Origin of the sequence: Deinococcus arcticus, assembly GCF_003028415.1 — a bacterium.
GTDB classification, from domain to species: domain Bacteria; phylum Deinococcota; class Deinococci; order Deinococcales; family Deinococcaceae; genus Deinococcus; species Deinococcus arcticus.
Map to the genome: position 1 here is coordinate 308,879 of NZ_PYSV01000001.1, position 17,368 is coordinate 326,246.

At 69.6% G+C, this 17,368-nt stretch carries 15 protein-coding genes; 7 read left to right on the forward strand and 8 right to left on the reverse strand.

Going from position 1 to position 17,368, the window contains the following annotated elements; genetic code table 11:
• Positions 1 to 100 precede the first annotated feature (100 nt).
• The 4 genes from C8263_RS01420 to ilvD form a co-directional block, all read right to left on the reverse strand.
• A complete protein-coding gene (locus C8263_RS01420; RefSeq protein ID WP_146160546.1) occupies positions 101 to 1,312 on the reverse strand; it encodes a polysaccharide deacetylase family protein in 1,212 nt (403 codons plus the stop codon).
• Between the two features lie 52 nt (positions 1,313 to 1,364).
• Complete coding sequence (locus C8263_RS01425; RefSeq protein WP_107136296.1) at positions 1,365 to 2,831, reverse strand: carboxylesterase/lipase family protein; 1,467 nt, start codon at positions 2,829 to 2,831, stop codon at positions 1,365 to 1,367.
• A 3-nt stretch (positions 2,832 to 2,834) separates the two neighbouring features.
• On the reverse strand, positions 2,835 to 3,731 hold the full coding sequence (locus C8263_RS01430) for a restriction endonuclease (RefSeq protein WP_107136297.1): 897 nt from the start codon (positions 3,729 to 3,731) through the stop codon (positions 2,835 to 2,837).
• 61 nt (positions 3,732 to 3,792) lie between these two features.
• Positions 3,793 to 5,487, reverse strand: coding sequence for a dihydroxy-acid dehydratase (ilvD, locus tag C8263_RS01435; protein ID WP_107136298.1), 1,695 nt, complete (start codon positions 5,485 to 5,487; stop codon positions 3,793 to 3,795).
• 80 nt (positions 5,488 to 5,567) lie between these two features.
• Here ilvD and C8263_RS01440 point away from each other — a divergent pair, with 80 nt between their 5' ends.
• The 4 genes from C8263_RS01440 to C8263_RS01455 all read left to right on the forward strand — a co-directional run bounded on the left by C8263_RS01440 (position 5,568) and on the right by C8263_RS01455 (position 9,332).
• A complete protein-coding gene (locus C8263_RS01440) occupies positions 5,568 to 5,945 on the forward strand; it encodes a hypothetical protein (protein WP_107136299.1) in 378 nt (125 codons plus the stop codon).
• A gap of 131 nt (positions 5,946 to 6,076) precedes the next feature.
• The gene (locus C8263_RS01445; protein ID WP_107136300.1) at positions 6,077 to 6,403 is read left to right on the forward strand and encodes a DUF8820 family protein; all 327 of its coding nucleotides are present in this window, start codon (positions 6,077 to 6,079) and stop codon (positions 6,401 to 6,403) included.
• A complete protein-coding gene (locus tag C8263_RS01450; protein ID WP_107136301.1) occupies positions 6,403 to 7,425 on the forward strand; it encodes a DUF6745 domain-containing protein in 1,023 nt (340 codons plus the stop codon). Before C8263_RS01445 ends, C8263_RS01450 begins: the two co-directional genes overlap by 1 nt.
• Before the next feature lie 56 nt (positions 7,426 to 7,481).
• Complete coding sequence (locus tag C8263_RS01455; protein WP_107136302.1) at positions 7,482 to 9,332, forward strand: VWA domain-containing protein; 1,851 nt, start codon at positions 7,482 to 7,484, stop codon at positions 9,330 to 9,332.
• Positions 9,333 to 9,719: 387 nt separating this feature from the next.
• Here the strand turns inward: C8263_RS01455 and C8263_RS01460 are convergent, their stop codons facing one another.
• Together C8263_RS01460 and C8263_RS01465 are read right to left on the reverse strand one after the other, a co-directional pair.
• Positions 9,720 to 10,529, reverse strand: coding sequence for an intradiol ring-cleavage dioxygenase (locus tag C8263_RS01460; RefSeq protein WP_107136303.1), 810 nt, complete (start codon positions 10,527 to 10,529; stop codon positions 9,720 to 9,722).
• A gap of 124 nt (positions 10,530 to 10,653) precedes the next feature.
• Positions 10,654 to 11,640 carry a peptidylprolyl isomerase gene (locus C8263_RS01465; protein ID WP_107136304.1) on the reverse strand — a complete coding sequence of 329 codons (987 nt, stop codon included), beginning with the start codon at positions 11,638 to 11,640 and terminating at the stop codon, positions 10,654 to 10,656.
• Between the two features lie 92 nt (positions 11,641 to 11,732).
• On the opposite strand from C8263_RS01465, the gene C8263_RS01470 reads away from it, so the two are divergent.
• Both C8263_RS01470 and C8263_RS01475 read left to right on the forward strand, forming a co-directional pair.
• Entirely contained in the window at positions 11,733 to 12,797 is a 1,065-nt protein-coding gene (locus tag C8263_RS01470) for a lipid II:glycine glycyltransferase FemX (protein ID WP_199188260.1), read from the forward strand.
• Positions 12,798 to 12,857: 60 nt separating this feature from the next.
• On the forward strand, positions 12,858 to 13,541 hold the full coding sequence (locus C8263_RS01475; protein WP_107136306.1) for a hypothetical protein: 684 nt from the start codon (positions 12,858 to 12,860) through the stop codon (positions 13,539 to 13,541).
• A gap of 4 nt (positions 13,542 to 13,545) precedes the next feature.
• On the opposite strand, the gene C8263_RS01480 is transcribed toward C8263_RS01475, so the two are convergent.
• Positions 13,546 to 14,919 carry an MFS transporter gene (locus tag C8263_RS01480; protein ID WP_107136307.1) on the reverse strand — a complete coding sequence of 458 codons (1,374 nt, stop codon included), beginning with the start codon at positions 14,917 to 14,919 and terminating at the stop codon, positions 13,546 to 13,548.
• An 83-nt stretch (positions 14,920 to 15,002) separates the two neighbouring features.
• Here C8263_RS01480 and C8263_RS01485 point away from each other — a divergent pair, with 83 nt between their 5' ends.
• Positions 15,003 to 15,977, forward strand: a complete 975-nt coding sequence (locus C8263_RS01485) for an aldo/keto reductase (protein ID WP_107136478.1) — start codon at positions 15,003 to 15,005, stop codon at positions 15,975 to 15,977.
• Between the two features lie 42 nt (positions 15,978 to 16,019).
• Here C8263_RS01485 and C8263_RS01490 read toward each other — a convergent pair whose 3' ends face one another.
• Complete coding sequence (locus tag C8263_RS01490) at positions 16,020 to 17,318, reverse strand: hemolysin family protein (protein WP_107136479.1); 1,299 nt, start codon at positions 17,316 to 17,318, stop codon at positions 16,020 to 16,022.
• Positions 17,319 to 17,368 lie beyond the last annotated feature (50 nt).

Sequence of the window (17,368 nt, forward strand, 5' to 3'; positions counted from 1 at the left end):
CAGGGTGTGGCTATTTATATAGCGCCCAGGCAGAACCTGGCAAACACACGCCCCCGGCTTTACTGTTGCAAAAGAGCGGTTGCCAGAATCTTACAAATGTTTACTCTTCCGCCACCGGGTGCCCCCAGTGGGTGGCATGGCGCCGAATCAACTCCTCGCGGGCCATCACGGCGAGGCGCGGCACATGGGCCTTGTGCGGGTCGGACACGCCGTAGGCCCGGCGCAGGGTGCGCGACCACCACGTCAGGCGGCGCCGGTGGGCGGGGGGCAGGTCCACCACCGTGAACCCGTACAGCGCCAGCACGTCTGCGAAGATGCTGATACTGAAGACCGCTGGCCGCTCGCGGCAATCGGGGTCATCGCGCACGGTGGCCGCCAGATCCCGGATGGAGTGGGTGACGATGCGGCGGCCGGCCAGGGGCCGTTCAGCCAGTTCAACCAGGCGGGCGCTGTCCAGGTGAAACTCGGTCAGGGGTTCACCACGGCGAAGGGTCAGCCCCCCGGGCCGCCCCGGGTGCGGCACCGTCACGTCGGCCAGGGGATAGGGCGCGGCCCCCACCCGGAACAGACTGCTGGCATGCCCGCCAATCCGGCGAATACCCCCCACGCGGTCATACAGCACGTCCACGAGTTGCAGGGCCGTGGCGGGCAGGTCCCGCAGCGCCTCGGGCCGGAGCCCGCGCAGCTCGCCCAGGCCCCGGATCTCATAGCCGCGCGCCTGCAAGTCGGCCAGCAGGAGAGGCAGGTGGGGCACAGCCACGGGCGCCGTGCCCTCAAGCTCCAGCAGGGCCCCCGGGCGCAGCCCGCGCGGCTGCGTGCCCCACGCGCTGCGGTGCCTGGCCGCCACCGGGGTGAGCCCCCCCCAGCGGCCAGCCAGCGCGGCCACCACCCCACCCACCCCTGGGCCCGGGGCAAACAGGGTGGGAGGCGTGCCTGTGAGGGCGGCGAATGCCGGCTGGGCGGCCCGCAGCCCCCGGGCCAGGGCCCAGGGACTGTGGCCGGGGCCACCCACCAGGGGCAGCACGGTGTGCCCCCCCTGAACGGCCTGCTCTACCAGCGCCGGGTGGGCGCGGGCCGCCCCCTCTTCAAACAGGAAGGTGGCGGTGACGCCCGCCGCCTGCAGGTGGCTGAGCAGGGCGGACGTGACCTGGGGGTCCGGCCCCCCGCGCAGCAGCAGGCTTATGCCCGGCTGGGCGCTGCGGCCCCGGCGCACGGTGCCCAGCCCCGACCAGCGCGCGGCGCGTTCGGTGGTCCAGGCGAGCGCCCCCACCACCGCGCCCAGCGCCAGCGCCCGCCTCTGTGTTCGGTTCACAGCGGTCACTGTACCAGGCGGGGTTGCCGGCCCGGGTTTGCTCTGGCCGCGCCTACGGCATGGGAATCAGGGCGTCTCTCCACAGGGCGCGGCGTTCGCGTTCGCCGGCCGTGGTCACGGTCAGCCCGGGCAGATCGAAACACGCCACCGCTGGGTGCTGGGCGGTGTAACGGGGCCAGTCGGGCCCCGGCTGGCCCGTCTGCACAAATGCCGCCCACGCCGCCTGCAACTGGCGGGCCAGGGCCGAGCGGCGCCCGGCCTGCCCCCCCCGCAGCAGCCCCGAGGCGTGCCCCAGCGGCCGGGGCCAGAGAAACAGCAGATCCATGCCGTGGGTGGCGCCCAGGCCAAACAGCCGCGTGCCCCAGTCGAAGCGGGCGCGGAACACCGGAGCCGCTGGCGGGTGGGCGCCCTGCAGGGCGTCGTGGCCCACCTGAAAAAACAGATCGGTGCCCAGCGCCACCAGGCCGTCCGGGGTATCGGGGTAGTGTGCCAGCACGGCCTGCACCTGACCCGGCGCCAAGTACGGCACCATGGCCCGGGTCAGCAGCGCCCGGTCGGTGCGGGGAAAGATGCGGTCGGGCACTTTTACGAACAGGGAATACTCCTCGCGCGTGGCGCCCAGCAGCAGGGGCACCGGGGCGGCCGGGCCTGCCAGCAGCGTCTCCAGGCGGCCCGGCAGCACGCGGCCATCCAGAAAGGGGCGGGAATTCAGGCGCCGGGGCCGCATCTGTTCGAGCCGGTGCAGGGCCTGCACAAAGGCGCTGGGGGGCAACGTGAACAGTCGGTCCGCGTGCCCCGGCAGCACCCCCAGTGCCTGGGCATACGCCTGCGCTATCCCCAGGCTGTTCTCCCAGCTGCCCACCTGATTCAGCGTGCCGCTCTGCACGATGGCCCCGGCCATCAGGGGCGCCGCGTGCGGGTCACGCAGCATCAGGGCTGTGGCCACGCCGCCGGCCGACTGCCCCCCCACCGTGATGCGCGCCGGGTCGCCCCCAAAGGCCGCGATGTTGGCCGCCACCCAGCGCAGGGCCGCCACCTGATCCTGATACCCGGCGTTGGGCGTGAAGCGCTCGTCGGCAAACAGCCCCCCAAAGTTTGCGTAGCCCAGGGGGCCCAGCCGCGAATTGACCGTGACCACCACCACGCCACAGCGCGCCGCATACTCGCGTCCGTCGTACAGACGGCCGCTGCCCGCCCGAAAGGCGCCGCCATGTAGCCACAGCAGGACCGGGTGGCCCTGGCCCTCGGGCGGCGCCCAGATGTTCAGCGCCAGACTGCCTTCGGCCGAGGGCACCAGTGTGACCGATGGGTCCAGCGGCTGCAGCACGTCCGGCGCGTAGGCGTGCGCGTTCCGCACGCCGCGCCAGCCCGGGTGCGGCGCGGGCGGTGCAAAGCGTAGGGCCCCGCGTGCCGGCGCGGCGTAGGGCACCCCCAGCCATGCGCGGGCGGCGTGCAGGCCAGCCTGGACCACCTGACCCTGAAGTCGCCCGCTGGCGGTTTCCACAATGCCCAGAGTCACCGGCTACAGCTCCTCGAAATATTCGCTGTCCAGCCGGCGTAGGTGGTAGGTCTCGCGGGTCAGCACGCCCACCCCGTACTCAATCATGTAGTCGGCCAGCGTCTGTCCATCAATCAGGATAATGTTGCCGATCTGTTGGGCGGTCTGGCGCGCGCCCTCGCTGAACGATGACGTGGTCAGAAACACCCCCTTGCTGGCCTTGTGAAAGGTCAGGCTTCCCGAAAAGCCCCGGATCTCTGGACTGTGAACCACGTTCTGCCAGCGCTTAGCCTGCAGATAGATGCGGCCTAGTCCCAGCGGGTCCTGCTTGATCAGGCCGTCCACACCGTTGTCGCCGCTGCGCCCCAGGGCCTGCCCGGCGTCCCGGGCGTTGCCGCCGTACCCCATGGCTACCAGCAGTTCCACCACCAGCCGCTCAAATTGACTGGGGGTGAGCTGCGTGACCTGGGTCAGCAGTTCTGTGCGCAGGGTGCTGTTCAGTTCGGCAGCCAGAGTGGCCAGTTGCTCATCCGGTGAAAGGCTGGGGGTCGGGGTGGCGTGTTCGGGGGCCAGTGGGTTACCCCCCTGAAACTGAATGAATTCCGGGAAGGCAAAGAGCCTCTTGGTATTGAGCGGCTCCGCGTGATCGGCCAGCAGCGCGCGCCCGCGCGGCGTGATCTGCACGCTGCCCCTCTGGGCGCTTTGCAGTGCGCCCGCTTTGAGCAGGTACGTTTTGGCCCAGCCAATGCGGTTCATGTAGGTGGGCTGACGTCCACTGGGCAGCATCTCGGCCAGTTCTGTGGACGTCAGCTGAAAGTCGGTCGCCAGCCGACTGTAGAGATCACGCATCCGGCGCGGCTCGCCGTCTTCCAGCAGCGCCAGGAGGGGCCGCATGAACGTCTGGTAATCCGGGATCGGCACGCTTTACCCTACGGTAAAGCCCAGGGGCCGCGCGCTTGACTGCGTCCCCTCTATCTGCCTGTCAATCCGTGTACGCCCCCACAGCCGCGCTGCTGACCAGCTTGGCGTATTTGGCCAGCACCCCGCGCGTGTAGCGGGGCGCCGGGGCCACCCACGCCGCGCGGCGCCGCTCCAGCTCGGCCGCGTCCACCTGCAGGTTCAGCACCTGGGTTTCGGCGTTCAGCTCGATGGTGTCGCCCTCCTGCACCAGCGCAATGGGCCCGCCCACATAGGCTTCGGGGGCCACGTGCCCCACCACCAGCCCAAAGGTGCCGCCCGAAAAGCGCCCGTCGGTGATCAGGCCCACCGCGTCGCCCAGGCCCTTGCCGATGATCGCGCTGGTGGGGGAGAGCATCTCACGCATGCCGGGCCCGCCCCTGGGCCCTTCATAGCGGATGACCAGCACGTCGCCCGCGCGAATCTGGTCACCCATGATCGCCTGCATGGCCTCTTCCTCGCTGTTAAACACGCGCGCCGGGCCGGTGATCTTGATGCTTTTCAGGCCGCTGATCTTGGCCACCGAGCCTTCGGGAGCCAAGTTGCCGCGCAGGATGGCGAGGTGCCCCTCGGTGTAGATGGGCTGATGGAAGGGCCGGATCACGTCCTGGTCGGCCGCTGGGGCGTCCGGCTCGTCGGCCAGATTCTCGGCCACCGTCTTCCCCGTCACCGTCAGGCAGTCGCCGTGCAGCAGGCCCGCTGCCAGCAGCATCTTCATCACGCGCGGAATGCCGCCCACCACATGCAGATCGGTGGCCACATAGCGCCCACTGGGCTTCAGGTCGCAGAACACCGGGGTGCGCGCCCGGATGCGCTCGAAGTCGTCCAGGCTCAGGGCCACGTCGCAGGCATGGGCGATGGCCATCAGGTGCAGCACCGCGTTGGTGGAGCCGCCCACGGCCATGATCACGGTGATCGCGTTCTCGAACGCCTGTTTGGTCAGGATGTCGCGCGGGCGGATGTTCTGCTCGATCAGGCGCAGCAGGGCGCGGGCGCTGTCGGCGCTGGAGACGGCCTTTTCGGCGTCTACGGCGCTCATGGTGCTGGAATACGGCAGGCTCATGCCCATGGCTTCAAAGGCGCTGCTCATGGTGTTGGCGGTGTACATGCCGCCGCAGCTGCCATTGCCGGGGCAGGCGCGCTTTTCGATCTCCGTGAATTCCTCGCGGCTGATCTTGCCGGCGCCGAACGCACCGACCGCTTCAAACACGCTGACAATCGTGAGGTCCTGCCCGTTGTAGTGCCCCGGCTTGATGGTCCCGCCGTACACGAAGATGGCCGGAATATTCAGCCGCGCCATGCCAATCATGGCGCCCGGCATGTTCTTGTCGCAGCCGCCCACCACCACGAGGCCGTCGTGGGACATCCCCCGGCTGGCAGTCTCGATGGAATCGGCAATCACCTCGCGGCTGACCAGACTGCACTTCATGCCCTCGGTACCCATGGAAATGCCGTCGCTAACGGTAATGGTCCCGTAAATCTGCGGCATGCCGCCGCCCTCGCGGATGGCCCCGGTGATGTGGTCGGCCAGCTCGCCCAGCCCGTTGTTGCACGGGGTGATGTTGCTCTGCGCGTGCGCCACGCCGATGATGGGTTTCTCGAAATCGCCGTCTTCAAAGCCCACGGCGCGCAGCATGGCGCGGTTGGGCGCCCGCTCGTCGCCCTGCGTGACGTGGTGGCTGTTCCAGTTCAGTCGGTGCTTGCGGGCGGTGTCCGTCATGCCCCAAGGTAGCGGCCCGGCCGCCGCAACGGCAGGCACAAGCACAGACAGGCCCCGCCCGCGCCCCGTAGGGTGGGCCCATGAGCCGCCCCCACCTCGTCTTCGTGTACAACGCCGATGGTGGCGTGCTCAGCGGCCTGAAGGACCTGTGGCACAAAACGGTTTCGCCGCACACCTACGACTGCCAGCTGTGCGCCGTGACCTACGGGCCTCTGGGGATGCGGCGCGAATGGCGAACCTTTGTGCAGGGCCTGGGGGCCGAGGTGACGTTTCTGCACCGCGACGAGCTGCGCGCGCGCCACGGCCTGACCGGGGTGCCCCTGCCCGCCGCCTTTGTGGAGCAGGGCGGGGGGCTGCGGCCCTGGCTGGGCGCCGAGGACCTGCGGGCCGCGCACACCCTGGACGACCTGATGGCCCTGGTGCAGGCGCGCTGGGCAGCCGTCCACTCGCTCGCCTGAAGCGGCCTACCCTGAAGCCCGCCGAAAGGTGGTTCCTTTGACAAATCGCTGCCCACGGATTATGCTGTAAGCGTAATTGAGCGTTGTGTTACCCTTCGTCTGTCTGTTCAGCTGCACAGGAGGTCAGTCCTATGTCATCCCCCCTTTACCGCCACGGCGACGTGCTGCTTCAGGCCACCTCTGCTCCTACCGCGCCCCTGCACCGCCAGCCGCACCTGACCCTGGCCCACGGCGAGGTCACCGGCCACCGCCACCAGATCCGCGACCTGAACGCGGCGGTGCTGTACAGCGCCGCCCCCACCCCGGCCCCAGGCCGCGATCAGTTCTTGCATGTCACGGCGCCGCAGGCCACGCTGAGCCACGAGGAGCACGCGCCTATTCGCCTGCCAGCCGGGTGGTACCGCGTGTGGCAGCAGCGCGAATACACCCCCGGGTCTGTGCGCGTGGTGCTGGATTAATGATCCGCTTTCAGAGCGGCGGGCGCACCATCCGCCGCCCGGGGACGGAAGCCCGGAAGGTGGCCCCTGACCCGGCGGACCGGCCGGCTCCGGCGGCGCCTGTCCAGCTGGCCCCGGCGCCGTCAGGACGCCCGGCCAGCCAGCCCCAGGCCCCGCTGACCCTCAGCCCCGAGGACGCCCGCGCCCGGTTGCGCCGGGGCGAGACCTTCGCGGCCCTGGTGGTGACCGGGCCCCTGAACCTCGCGGGCAGCGCGTGGCTGCGCGCCCTGCCGGACTGGCTGCGCTGCACGGCGCTGAATGTGGACGACTGCGCCCACCTGAGCACCCTGCCCGCCGACCTGCACGCTGAGCGCGTGAGTGCCCGGCGCTGCCCCAACCTGCACGAGGTGGACGGCCGGCTGTCCATCCGCGAGGGCCTGAACCTGTCGGGCAGTGGCCTGCGCCGCATTCACGCCGATCTGCACGCCACCCGCCTGAACGTGGCGGGGTGCCGCGACCTGAGCGCCATCACGGGCGCGGTGAGCGTGGTGCACCTGGATGTGCGGCGCTGCGCCGCGCTGACCACGCTGGACCCCGGCCTGCACGTGACCCAGACCATTGACGTGGCGGGCAGCGGCCTGCGCGCGTTACCCGGCCACATCCGCGCCGGCCTGCGCTGGAACGAGGTGCCGGTGGACGCCCGCGTGGCCTTTACCCCCGAGGCCCTGAATGGCCGCGAGGTCATGGCGGTGCGCAACGTGCAGCGGCGCCGCGTGCTGCTGGACCGCCTGGGCATAGACCGTTTTCTGGAAGACGTGGGCGGGTTGGTGCTGGACCGTGACCACGACGCCGGCGGTGAGCGCCGCCTGATTCGCGTGCCCTTTGACAATGACGAGGATCTGGTGGCGGTGCTGGTGCAGTGCCCCTCCACAGGTGGCCGCTACGCTTTGCGCGTGCCGCCCCACCTGCGCACCTGCCGCGAGGCCGTGGCCTGGACCGCCGGCCTGAGCGTGACCGACTACCAGCCCACCCAGGAAGCCTGACACCGCCCCGGCCCGCCCCCTGGCGGCCCCATTCTTTCCCCGTTCCCAGGAGAACCATGACCCACCCCGCCCTGACCGCCAGCGCCAGCTTTGGCCCGTCCCAGCTACTGGACAGCCACGCCACCCCCGCCGACCTGCTCGTGCGCTTCCGGATGCCGGGCAGCGGCGCGCGCCGCCCCATCAATCTCGCGCTGGCCATTGACGTGAGCGGCAGCATGGCCGGCTCACCCCTGAAACACGCCATCCGCGCGGCGCAGGCTGTCGTGCAGAGTCTGGAACCGCAGGATCTGCTGAGCGTGGTGCTGTACGACGATTCGGTGACCACCCTGATTGCTCCCACCGCTGTCACGGACCGCGAGGCGCTGAAAGCCCGGATTGGCGGCATTCGCGCCGGGGGCCTGACCAACCTGTCGGGCGGCTGGCTCAAGGCCATTGAGCACGTGCAGGCGGGCGCGGCGGCGGACCGGGTAAGCCGCGTGCTGGTGCTGACCGACGGACAGGCAAACGTGGGCATCACCAAGGATGACGTGCTGATCAAAACGGCCGGCCAGAAAGCCGAGGCGGGCGTGACGACCACCACCCTGGGCTTCGGGTCGTCCTTCAACGAGGACCTGCTGATGGGCATGGCGCGCGCAGCGGGGGGCAACTTCTATTTCATCCAGTCCACCGACGACGCGCGAGATGTCTTCAGCTTCGAGCTGCAGACCATGAAGGCCGTGGTGGCGCAGAACCTGACCGTGACCCTCACGCCGGCCGCCGGAGTCACCGTGGGCGACGTGCTGAGCCTGCACCGGCCCGGCGCCGGGCCGCTGACCCTGGACCTGGGCGACGTGTACGAGGACGAGGACAAGCTGCTGGGCCTGCGCCTGAACCTGCCCGGGCTGGCAACTGGCCCCCATGATCTGCTGCGCGTGGCCTACAGCGCCGACACGGTGCAGGACGGCGCCATGGCCCGCCTGGAGGGCACCCTGCCGGTGCAGGCCACCTTTGGCCCACTGGACGCCAGCGTGACCACCGACATCGAGGTGACGCTGGACCTGGCGCGCCTGCAGATTGCCCGCGCCAAGGAAGACGCCGTGACACTGGCGGATGGAGGTCGGCATGCCCAGGGGGAAGCGCTGCTGCGCGGTCTGGTGACCGAGCTGACCAGAGCGGGCCTGCACGAGCACTTTGAAATTGCTGAGGAAATCGAGCAGCTGGAGCACTACGCCGGGCGCATTGCCGCGCAGACCCTGGTGGGCGACAGCCGCAAGGAGCTGATGGACCAGGCGTTCCAGGGCCAGGCGCGCACCCGCGCCGACATGACGGGCCGTGGGGTCACGGTGGACACCGCCGTGCTGGCGCTGCCGGTGGTGGCAGAACCGGGCAGCGGTGTGGAGCTGCAGTGCGTGCGCGAGGGCGGTAAGCTGCGTGTACGGGTGCTTTCGGGCGGCTTTGACTCCGCGCTGAACGTGCAGTTTCCCCGTGCCCTGCGCGCCGAGGGCGCCCACTACGTGGCCGATGGCCTGGACCCCAGCGCCGACGGCAGCTTCTACCGCGTGACCGGTGAGATCCGCCGGCTGGTGCGCGCCGGCGAGAGCGACCCCCTGCAGAGCCTGAGTGTGGGGGGCCGGGGGGCGCCCCGTTCCGCCAGCCGCCCCGGCGTCACCAAGGCCGCGCGCACCGTGGCCGACCTGGACACCACCGACAGCAGCGCGGGCGGGATTCTGGTGCAGTGCGTGAAAGAGGGCAGCAAGTTGCGCGCCCGCGTGGTGCAGGACGGCTACGAGCCCGACTGGAACATGCGCTTTCCCCGCTCTATCCGGGCGGAGGGCACGCTGTACGTGGTGGATGAAGTGAACACCGCCCCGGACGGCAAGAGTTACATTGCCAGCGGGGAAATCCGCCGCCTCGTGCAGTCGGTGTAGGGGCAGGAGACAACAGAGAGGAATGGAGGTGCGGGCCTGAAGGGGCGCTCTACGGTCCTCCAGCCAAAAGACCGAAAAGAAGGCGCGCAGTGGGCTGTGAATCCACCGCGCGCCTTCTTTTGCGGCCCATACGGATGGCTGTCCATGGCTGTCACATCCGGGAAGAAGGGGGATGTTTCCCGCCCTGGGCACTGTTCCAGCCCAGTGCCCGGAACTCCGTCTCTTGTCCTCTGTTCCGCAACTCTGCGAGTCCCGCCGGTCGGAACAATTCCGGAAGACGTTGCGGAATTGTTCGGAACCCGTGTTTCTCCTGCTCGCTCTGCGCAGCAGCTCTTCGAGGCCGCTCGGATTGAATTGCTGACAAAAGCGATTCAATCGGAGTTCGTATCAGCCGATGTTCAGGCCCACATCAAACGTGGCGGTGTACCCCCCTACCGGGTCGCCCTTCACGCTCAGGAGCAGCTGCGAGCCCCCGTTGCGGTAGATGCCGTCCTGGGCATTGGGGGTATCTGCCTTGCCTTTCTGGCGGTAGGGGGACCGGGCAAAGACCGCCGCGTTGATACTTTCGGGAAAGAACAGCTGCGAGGTGAATTCGCCCGTGGCCTGCCCGGCGGCATTCAGCGGCCTGAGCTTGAAGTGAATGTGCACCGCGCGTCCCTGGTACCAGCCCGGGTAGATGGTGGTAAAGCTGGCCCGGCCCTGGGCATTGGTGACCTGCGACCCGCGCAGAAAGTCGCCCGCGTTGCCCGCCACCCCGGAATAGGTGCCCAGCGCGTCGCAGTGCCACACGTCAATGAGAACCCCCGCCCGGGGCGTGCAGCCGCCGACCGCCACACGGGAAGTCACGAAGTCCAGTTTCAGGGGCACACCTGCACTGACCCGGCCTGTCCTGCTGTCCTTGCGGATGTCGCTGCGGCGCGGCTCGCCCTCTACAAAGTACGGCCCCTCGGTCATGGCGGGCCGGACCACGCAGCCGGGCAGGCCCGTGGGGCCACTGCTGCCGGCGCTGGTTCCCCCTGTGGGTGGGCCACCCCGCTGCGCCAGCACACCACCTGCAGCCAGGGCGGCGGCGCTGCCCCCCAGGCCCAGCAGGCGCAGCGCCTGGCGGCGGCCCAGCAGGGTGCCAATCATCTCGTCGTCGTTGTCGTCTTCGGGCAGGTAGAGGCTGGCAGGGCGGGGGTCTTGGGGTTCATTCATGGGCGGCACCTCCGGGTGACGTGGGGCCATGGTGCGCGGCGCCGGTTAAGTGGGCGTGTGAAAGAGCGCCGGAAAAGCGCAGCGGCCCCAGCCACACTCGGCGGGGCCGCTGCAGGGGTGGGGGTTACTTCACCGTCACGCGGTCGGGAAAGGACTCGGCGCTGATCTTGGCCACCTGGGCGTCCAGGTATTTCTGGGCAGCCTCGCGCGCGAGCTGCTCGCGGATCAGCGGCGCGGCCTCGGCCAGGGGCACCAGCCCTGCCGGCGTGCGCTTGGTCACCACCAGCACATGCCAGCCAAACTGCGACTGCACCGTCTGCACCTGGTTGACCGGCCCCGCGAAACTGGCCTTGTCGAAGGTTTCCACCATTTCGCCCTGGCCGAAGCAGCCCAGGTCGCCGCCCTGCGCGGCGCTGCCGGGGTCCTGACTCTTGTCACTGGCGATCTTGGCGAAGTCGGCCCCGCCTGCCAGGTCTTTTGCAATGGCCTGCGCCTCGGCCTGGGTGGGCACCAGAATATGCTTCACGCAGGCTTCAGCCTCGCGGGTAAAGCGGGGCTTGTTGAGGTTGTAGTAACCGGCCACCACCGCGTCCCCGAAGGTAAAACGCTTCTGAATGCCCTGCAGGTACGCCCCTACAATGCCCTGGCGTTCCAGTTCGGCGCGCAGGTCGTCGGCGCTGGCGTAGCCGGTGGCGGTCAGCGCCTCGGCAAAGTCGGCGTCAGACTCGAAGTCGGCGCGGGCTTCTTGCAGCTGGCGGTCCAGAGTGGCGGCGTCCACCTTGTTGCCAGCGGCGCGCGCCAGCTGGTACACCGCGCGGTCGCGCACGTACTGCTTCAGGTAATCGGCGCGGGCCCCGGCAAATTCTGCCAGATAGCTGTTTTCAAAGGGAATGCCCTGGGCGTTCACCACCCGCGCGGCGGCCAGCCGGAAGGCCCGGTCGAAATCGGCCAGGGTGAAGGTTTCGGTGCCCACGCGCGCGACCACGGTGCTGGGGTCGGCCGCCGGGGCAGCGGGCGCCGTGGTGGCCGGCGCCGCCGGGGTCGTGGAGGGGGTGGTCTGGGCCAGGGCCGCGCCGGACAGCAGCGCCAGCGTGAGCAGCACTTGTTTCATCCCTGTACTCTAGCGTCCCGCCGCGCCCCTGCCATGATGGCCGCGTGATGAACGCCCGGGCGGCGCGCGCGCCCTCTGCTACAATCCCCCGCGTGCGCCTGAGCCTGCAAGAAACCACCGATCCACGCGTGTACGACGACGCCGTGCGGTCCCTGCCCATCACCAGTGCCCTGCAGGGCTGGGGCTACGGCGAAGCGCGGCGCACCCTGGGTCAGACGCCAGTGCGCTACCTGATCACGGGCGACGGCCGCACCGTGGGCGCCCTGCAGCTGATTCGCAAACGCCTCGTGCCCGGTTTTTCGACGCTGTACGCGCCGCGCGGCCCGGCCCTGGAAAGCCTGGACCTGCTGCCCGCCGTGGCCGACGCCGTGAAGAAGGTGGCCCGGCCAACCGACGCCCTGCTGAAAATAGAGCCCCCGGTGCCGTTTCTGGCCGACGATTCGGTGGTGCTGCCAGACGCCTACGGCCCCTTTCGCCGCGCCGAGAGCGAGCAGCCCGAGCACACCATCGTGGCCGACCTGACCCGCAGTGAAGACGAGCTGTTCGCGGGCCTGCACGCCATGGCCCGCCGCAACGTGCGCACCGCCCAGAAGATGGGCGTGGTGGCTGGCCGCGACGATGACTTCGATGCCTTCTGGGAGATCTTCACGGCCACCAACGAACGCGCCAAGCTGGGAGCGTTTCCCCGCGCCTACTACGAAACCATGCTGCGCGAGGGGAGCGCCCACGGCGGGGAAGCCTACATCGTGCTGTCGCGGCACGAGGGGCGCGCGCTGGCCGGGGGCTTTTTCCTGGCGATGGGCAAGGGCACGTACTACCTGTTCGGCGGCAGTGTGCGCGACGACCGCACCAACCCCGACGGCAGCCCGGTCAAGGATGCCAAGGCCCCCGACGCCTTTTACTGGAACGCCATGCTGGACGCCCAGCGCCGGGGCTACGAACTGTTCGACTTCTGGGGCATTCCGCGCACCCTGGACGAGGACAAGCATTCATTCGGCGTGTTCAAGATGAAGCTGAAGTTCTCCGAGCAGCGCGTGTGGTATCCCGCCTATGACCTGCCGCTGAACCTGGCCGCGCCCGCCATTGTCAAGGCCCTGCGCTGGCGCAAGACCCAGAACAACCTGCGCAAGCGCGGCAGCGCCGACGACGTGCTGTAAACAGTCCATCGCCACCTTTCGGTGGACGGCGCGCAGAGCTGACCAGGAAAGACTGCCGGTATGTTGTATCTGGGCGCGTTGATGATGGTGGTCGTGGCCCAGCTGGTCCTGGGCCCGGTCCTGATGCTCCTGGTGCGCGGGGCCACCCGGGGGCGACGCGGCGCCGAAATGGTGGGCTGTTTCGCCCTGCTTTTTCCGCTGCTGTGTGGCCTGGCCCTGCTGGGCGGCGCCATCTGGAACGAGGCGGTCACTGCTGACTTCTCGAGGGGAAGTGACGAGTTTTACTGGACACCGCTGGGCGGCGGGTTCTTTGCCTCCAGCACATCGGGTACAGACAACGCACTGATCAGCCAGGACAACTGGGTCAGCTGGCCGCGTGAACTCGGTGGCCGGAACTGGATTCAAAAGTTTGGCTGCGCGGCTGGGCAGCCCGTCCTGGCTGTCTCCGGTCCCGAGAAATCCCCTGCCTACGTGCTGGTGCATCCGGCAACCCGTTCCCTGGACGTCGTGCCGACCGAGCGTGAACTCACCGCCCTCGTGCTGCGCCGGGGCCTGACCGCGCCAGAGTGGTGGAGTGAGCGGGTCTTCGAGGAAAAGTGTGGCCCCCGCATGAGCAGCGCGCAGAAGACGCATGCCCGTGTGGCCCTCTGGAGCCCGCTGCTGGCGCTGTTCGCGGCCATGCTCGTGCGGGTGCGGCGCCGGCGCCCAACCCTTCCGCCCACCAACGCGGAGCCGCAGCGGTGAAGCCTCAATCCGCCGGCTGGCCCTCCACGGCCCGGCTGACCATCACCGCGCGCAGGCCCAGGCTCAGGGCAAAGGCCACCGCCACCAGCCCCAGGGCCAGCCCGTAGGCGCGGCGCAGCCCCTCGGCCAGCGGGAAGCCACCTGCTTCAATGGCGGCGGGGCCAATCAGCAGCGCCATCACTGCCACGCCCAGGGCGCCGCCCATCTGCCGGGCAAACAGCACGCCGCTGGTCACGGCCCCCAGTTCGCTGCGCGCCGCCGATTCCTGGGCGGCCAGCAGCAGGCTCAGCATGGCAAAGCCCATGCCGGTGCCCACCGCAAAGCCCAGTGCGCTGCTCACCCACAGGGGCGCGTGAACGGCGAAGGTAAGCGCCGTGAACATGACCACCAGCAGCGCGAAGCCCACCTGCGCGATGCGCGCCAGCGGCACGGTCCTGACCAGCCGCGCGGTCAGGATGGCGGTCAGGGTCCAGCCCACCAGCATGGGCGTGAGGATGGCGCCGCCCGCCGTGGCCCCGCCGCCGCTGACCCCCTGGGCATACAGCGGCAGGTAGGCAATCACGCCAAAGTACGCCGCGCCCCCCAGCAGGTTGCCGGCAAAGGCCACGCGCGGCAGCCGCTCGCGCAGGGCGCGCATGGGCAGCAGCGGTTCGGGGTGGCGGCGCTCCAGGGCCAGCGCCCCCAGCAGGGTCAGTGCGCCCAGCCCCACCAGCGCCCAGCGCCGCCCCTCCAGGCCCCAGACCACCAGGGCGCTGCCCAGGGTAAACAGGGCTGCGCCCGCCCAGTCCAGCCGGGCCGGGCGCGGCTGGCCCGTTTCGGGCAGAAAGCGCAGGGCCAGCGCCAGCGCGGCCACCCCGAACGGCAGGCTGGCATAGAAGGTCCAGCGCCACGACGCCTGTTCGGTCAGCCAGCCGCCCAGCAACGGCCCCAGCAGCCCCGAGATCCCCCACACCCCGGAGATCAGCGCCTGCACCCGGCCCCGTTCGGTCAGGGCATACAGCTCGCCAATGATCGTGAGGGTCAGCGGCAGCAGCGCCCCGGCCCCGATGCCCTGCAGCGCCCGCGCGCCGATCAGGGTGGGCATACTGCTGCTCAGGCCACACAGCGCCGAGCCCAGCAGAAAGATCACCACGCCCGCCAGGTACAGCCGGCGCCGCCCCACGATGTCGCTGGCCCGGCCCCACAGCGGGCTGGACACTGTGCTGGTCAGCAGATACACCGCAAACGGCAGGGCGTACAGGCGCTCGCCGCCCAGGTCGCCAATGACGCTGGGCATGGCGGTGGCCACCACGCTGGCTTCCAGGGCGGCCAGAAAGACCCCCACGATCAGGCCAGTCGTGGCCAGCTGACGGGCGCGGGGAGACAGGGCAGCGGTCACCCGCGCAGGCTACGCCCCCGGCCGGCATGAAGAATGGGGGCGTGGCTTCATGGCCCCTGAATCGTTACAGTTGGGCCATGACCATGCACCTCCGTCCGCTGGGCCGCACCGGCCTGAAGGTCACCGAAATCGGCTACGGCGCCTGGGGTATTGGCGCCGATATGTGGGTGGGCGCCCAGGACGGCGAGAGCCTGAACGCCCTGCGCCGCTATATCGAGCTGGGCGGCAACTTTATTGACACGGCCATGGGCTACGGCAACGGCCACTCCGAGCGGCTGGTGGGCCAGGTGGCGCGTGAACACCCCGGCACGCTGGTGGCCACCAAGATCAGCCCCAAGAACATGGAGTGGCCTGCCGCGCCGGACACGGGCGCTGCGGCGGCCTTTCCCGGCGAGTACGTGACCCGCATGACCGACGCCAGCCTGGAACGCCTGGGTCTGCCCACCATCGACGTGCAGCAGCTGCACGTGTGGAACGACAGCTGGCTGGGCCAGGGCGACTGGCAGGCCGCCGTGGCCGACCTGAAGCGCCAGGGCAAGATTCGCGCCTTTGGCATTTCCATCAACGACCACCAGCCGGACAACGCCGTGAAGGCCGTGGAAGCGGGCGCCGTGGACACCGTGCAGGTGATCTACAACGTCTTTGACCAGTCGCCGCAGGACCGCCTGCTGGACGCCTGCCAGGCGCATGGGGTGGGCGTGATTGTGCGCGTGGCGCTGGACGAGGGTAGTCTGACCGGCCGCATCACGCCAGAAACCACCTTTCCCGAGGGCGACTGGCGCCACCGCTACTTCGGCGGGGACCGCAAGGCGCAGTTGCAACCCCGCCTGCGGGCCATGGAGCAGGACCTGGGGATTGCCACGGACGCCCTGGCCGAAACCAGCCTGCGCTTCGTGCTGTCTCACCCGGCCGTCAGTACAGTCATCGTGGGGATGCGCAGCGTGACGAATGTGGAGCGCAACGCCGCGCTGGCGGACGGGCGGGGGCTGAGCCCGGCGCAGGTGCAGAAGCTGCGGGCGCACCGCTGGGACCGGAACTGGTATCTGGGGGCTGAATAGGAGGGAGTGGGGCCACTCGGCAAAGCAAACCGCCATTTCCCCCTACCCCCCCACCTCCTGCACCATCACCAACCCCACCGGCGGCACAATCAGCACCCGGTCAATCCGCGCGCCATCCAGGTCCACCACCTCCAGCAGCCAGTCCTGCACCTCCACCCGCGCCCCCACCTGCGGAAACTCCCCCATCGCCTCCAGCACGTACCCCGCCAGCGTGCTGAAATCCTCGCGGTCCAGGCGGGGCAGCGGCAGGCGCTCGCGCAGGTCGTGCATGGGCAGGCCGCCGTCGGCCAGATACGAGCCGTCGTCGCGCCGGAACAGGTCGTTGGGGTCCGCGGGCTGGTCGGCGCCGGCCAGTTCACGCAGCAGATCGGTGGAGGTGATCAGGCCCGTGAACATGCCGTATTCGTCCACCGCAATGGCAATCTGCTGGTGGCCCTGCCGGGTCAGGCGGTTCAGGACATCCTCGGCCCAGGCGGTTTCGGGCACGTAGGCCACAGGCTGCACATGGTCCTGCCACACCCCGCCGCTGTGCACCGCCTGCAGCAGGTCCACCACGCGCAGCTGCCCCACCACCTGACTGTGCTCATCCACCACCGGGTAGCGGTCGTGGGGCGTGGCCAGCGCGCGCGCCACCACCTCGTCCAGGGGAGCGGTCGCCGGAATCAGGGTGGCCTCACCCCGGGGGGTCATCAGTTCGCGCACGCGGCGGTCGTTAAAGCGCAGCACGTGGTCAATGCGTTCGCGCTCGCCTTCCTCCAGACCGCCGGTTTCGCTGGCCTGCAGCACAATGGCCTTCACATCTTCCTCGGTCACGTGTTCCTGCGGCTCGCCGCGCAGGCCCAGCAGCCACAGCAGGCCGCGCGTGGTGGTTTCCAGCAGCCACACGGCGGGGCGCGTCAGGCGGGCCAGCACCGTGAAAAACGGCGCCACGCGCAGCGCCAGGGCCTCGGGGTTGCGCAGCGCAATGCTCTTGGGGGCCAGTTCGCCCAGCACCAGCGACAGGTAGGTGACCAGCAGCACCACCGCAGGCTCCGCCACCACACCGGCCGCCGAACCCAGCAGCGGGGTCAGCGCCCGCTCAACCTGGGGCGTCAGGCGGTCGCCGGCAAACACGGCGCTGACCGTGCCAATCAGGGTAATGCCAATCTGCACCGTCGCCAGGAACGCCCCGGGGCGCTCTGCGAGGTGCAGGGCCCGCTGCGCGGCGCGGCTGCCCCGGTCGGCCAGGCCCTGCAGCCGCGATTTGCGCGCCGAGACCACGCCCAGCTCTGAACCGGAGAAAAAGCCGTTCACGATCAGGAGCAGCGTGAGAATGCCCAGGATGACGAGTGGGTTGTCCACCGGCACAGTGTAGGGGAGAGCCCCCGCCCCCCGCCGCTGCTCTAGGCTGG

What these genes read in the sequence shown, in the direction of transcription:
- ilvD (WP_107136298.1), bottom strand. Translation starts at nt 5,487, where the DNA reads ATGACGGACACCGCCCGCAAGCACCGACTGAACTGGAACAGCCACCAC.
- C8263_RS01440 (WP_107136299.1), top strand. Translation starts at nt 5,568, where the DNA reads ATGAGCCGCCCCCACCTCGTCTTCGTGTACAACGCCGATGGTGGCGTG.
- C8263_RS01445 (WP_107136300.1), top strand. Translation starts at nt 6,077, where the DNA reads ATGTCATCCCCCCTTTACCGCCACGGCGACGTGCTGCTTCAGGCCACC.
- C8263_RS01450 (WP_107136301.1), top strand. Translation starts at nt 6,403, where the DNA reads ATGATCCGCTTTCAGAGCGGCGGGCGCACCATCCGCCGCCCGGGGACG.
- C8263_RS01455 (WP_107136302.1), top strand. Translation starts at nt 7,482, where the DNA reads ATGACCCACCCCGCCCTGACCGCCAGCGCCAGCTTTGGCCCGTCCCAG.
- C8263_RS01460 (WP_107136303.1), bottom strand. Translation starts at nt 10,529, where the DNA reads ATGAATGAACCCCAAGACCCCCGCCCTGCCAGCCTCTACCTGCCCGAA.
- C8263_RS01465 (WP_107136304.1), bottom strand. Translation starts at nt 11,640, where the DNA reads ATGAAACAAGTGCTGCTCACGCTGGCGCTGCTGTCCGGCGCGGCCCTG.
- C8263_RS01475 (WP_107136306.1), top strand. Translation starts at nt 12,858, where the DNA reads ATGTTGTATCTGGGCGCGTTGATGATGGTGGTCGTGGCCCAGCTGGTC.
- C8263_RS01485 (WP_107136478.1), top strand. Translation starts at nt 15,003, where the DNA reads ATGCACCTCCGTCCGCTGGGCCGCACCGGCCTGAAGGTCACCGAAATC.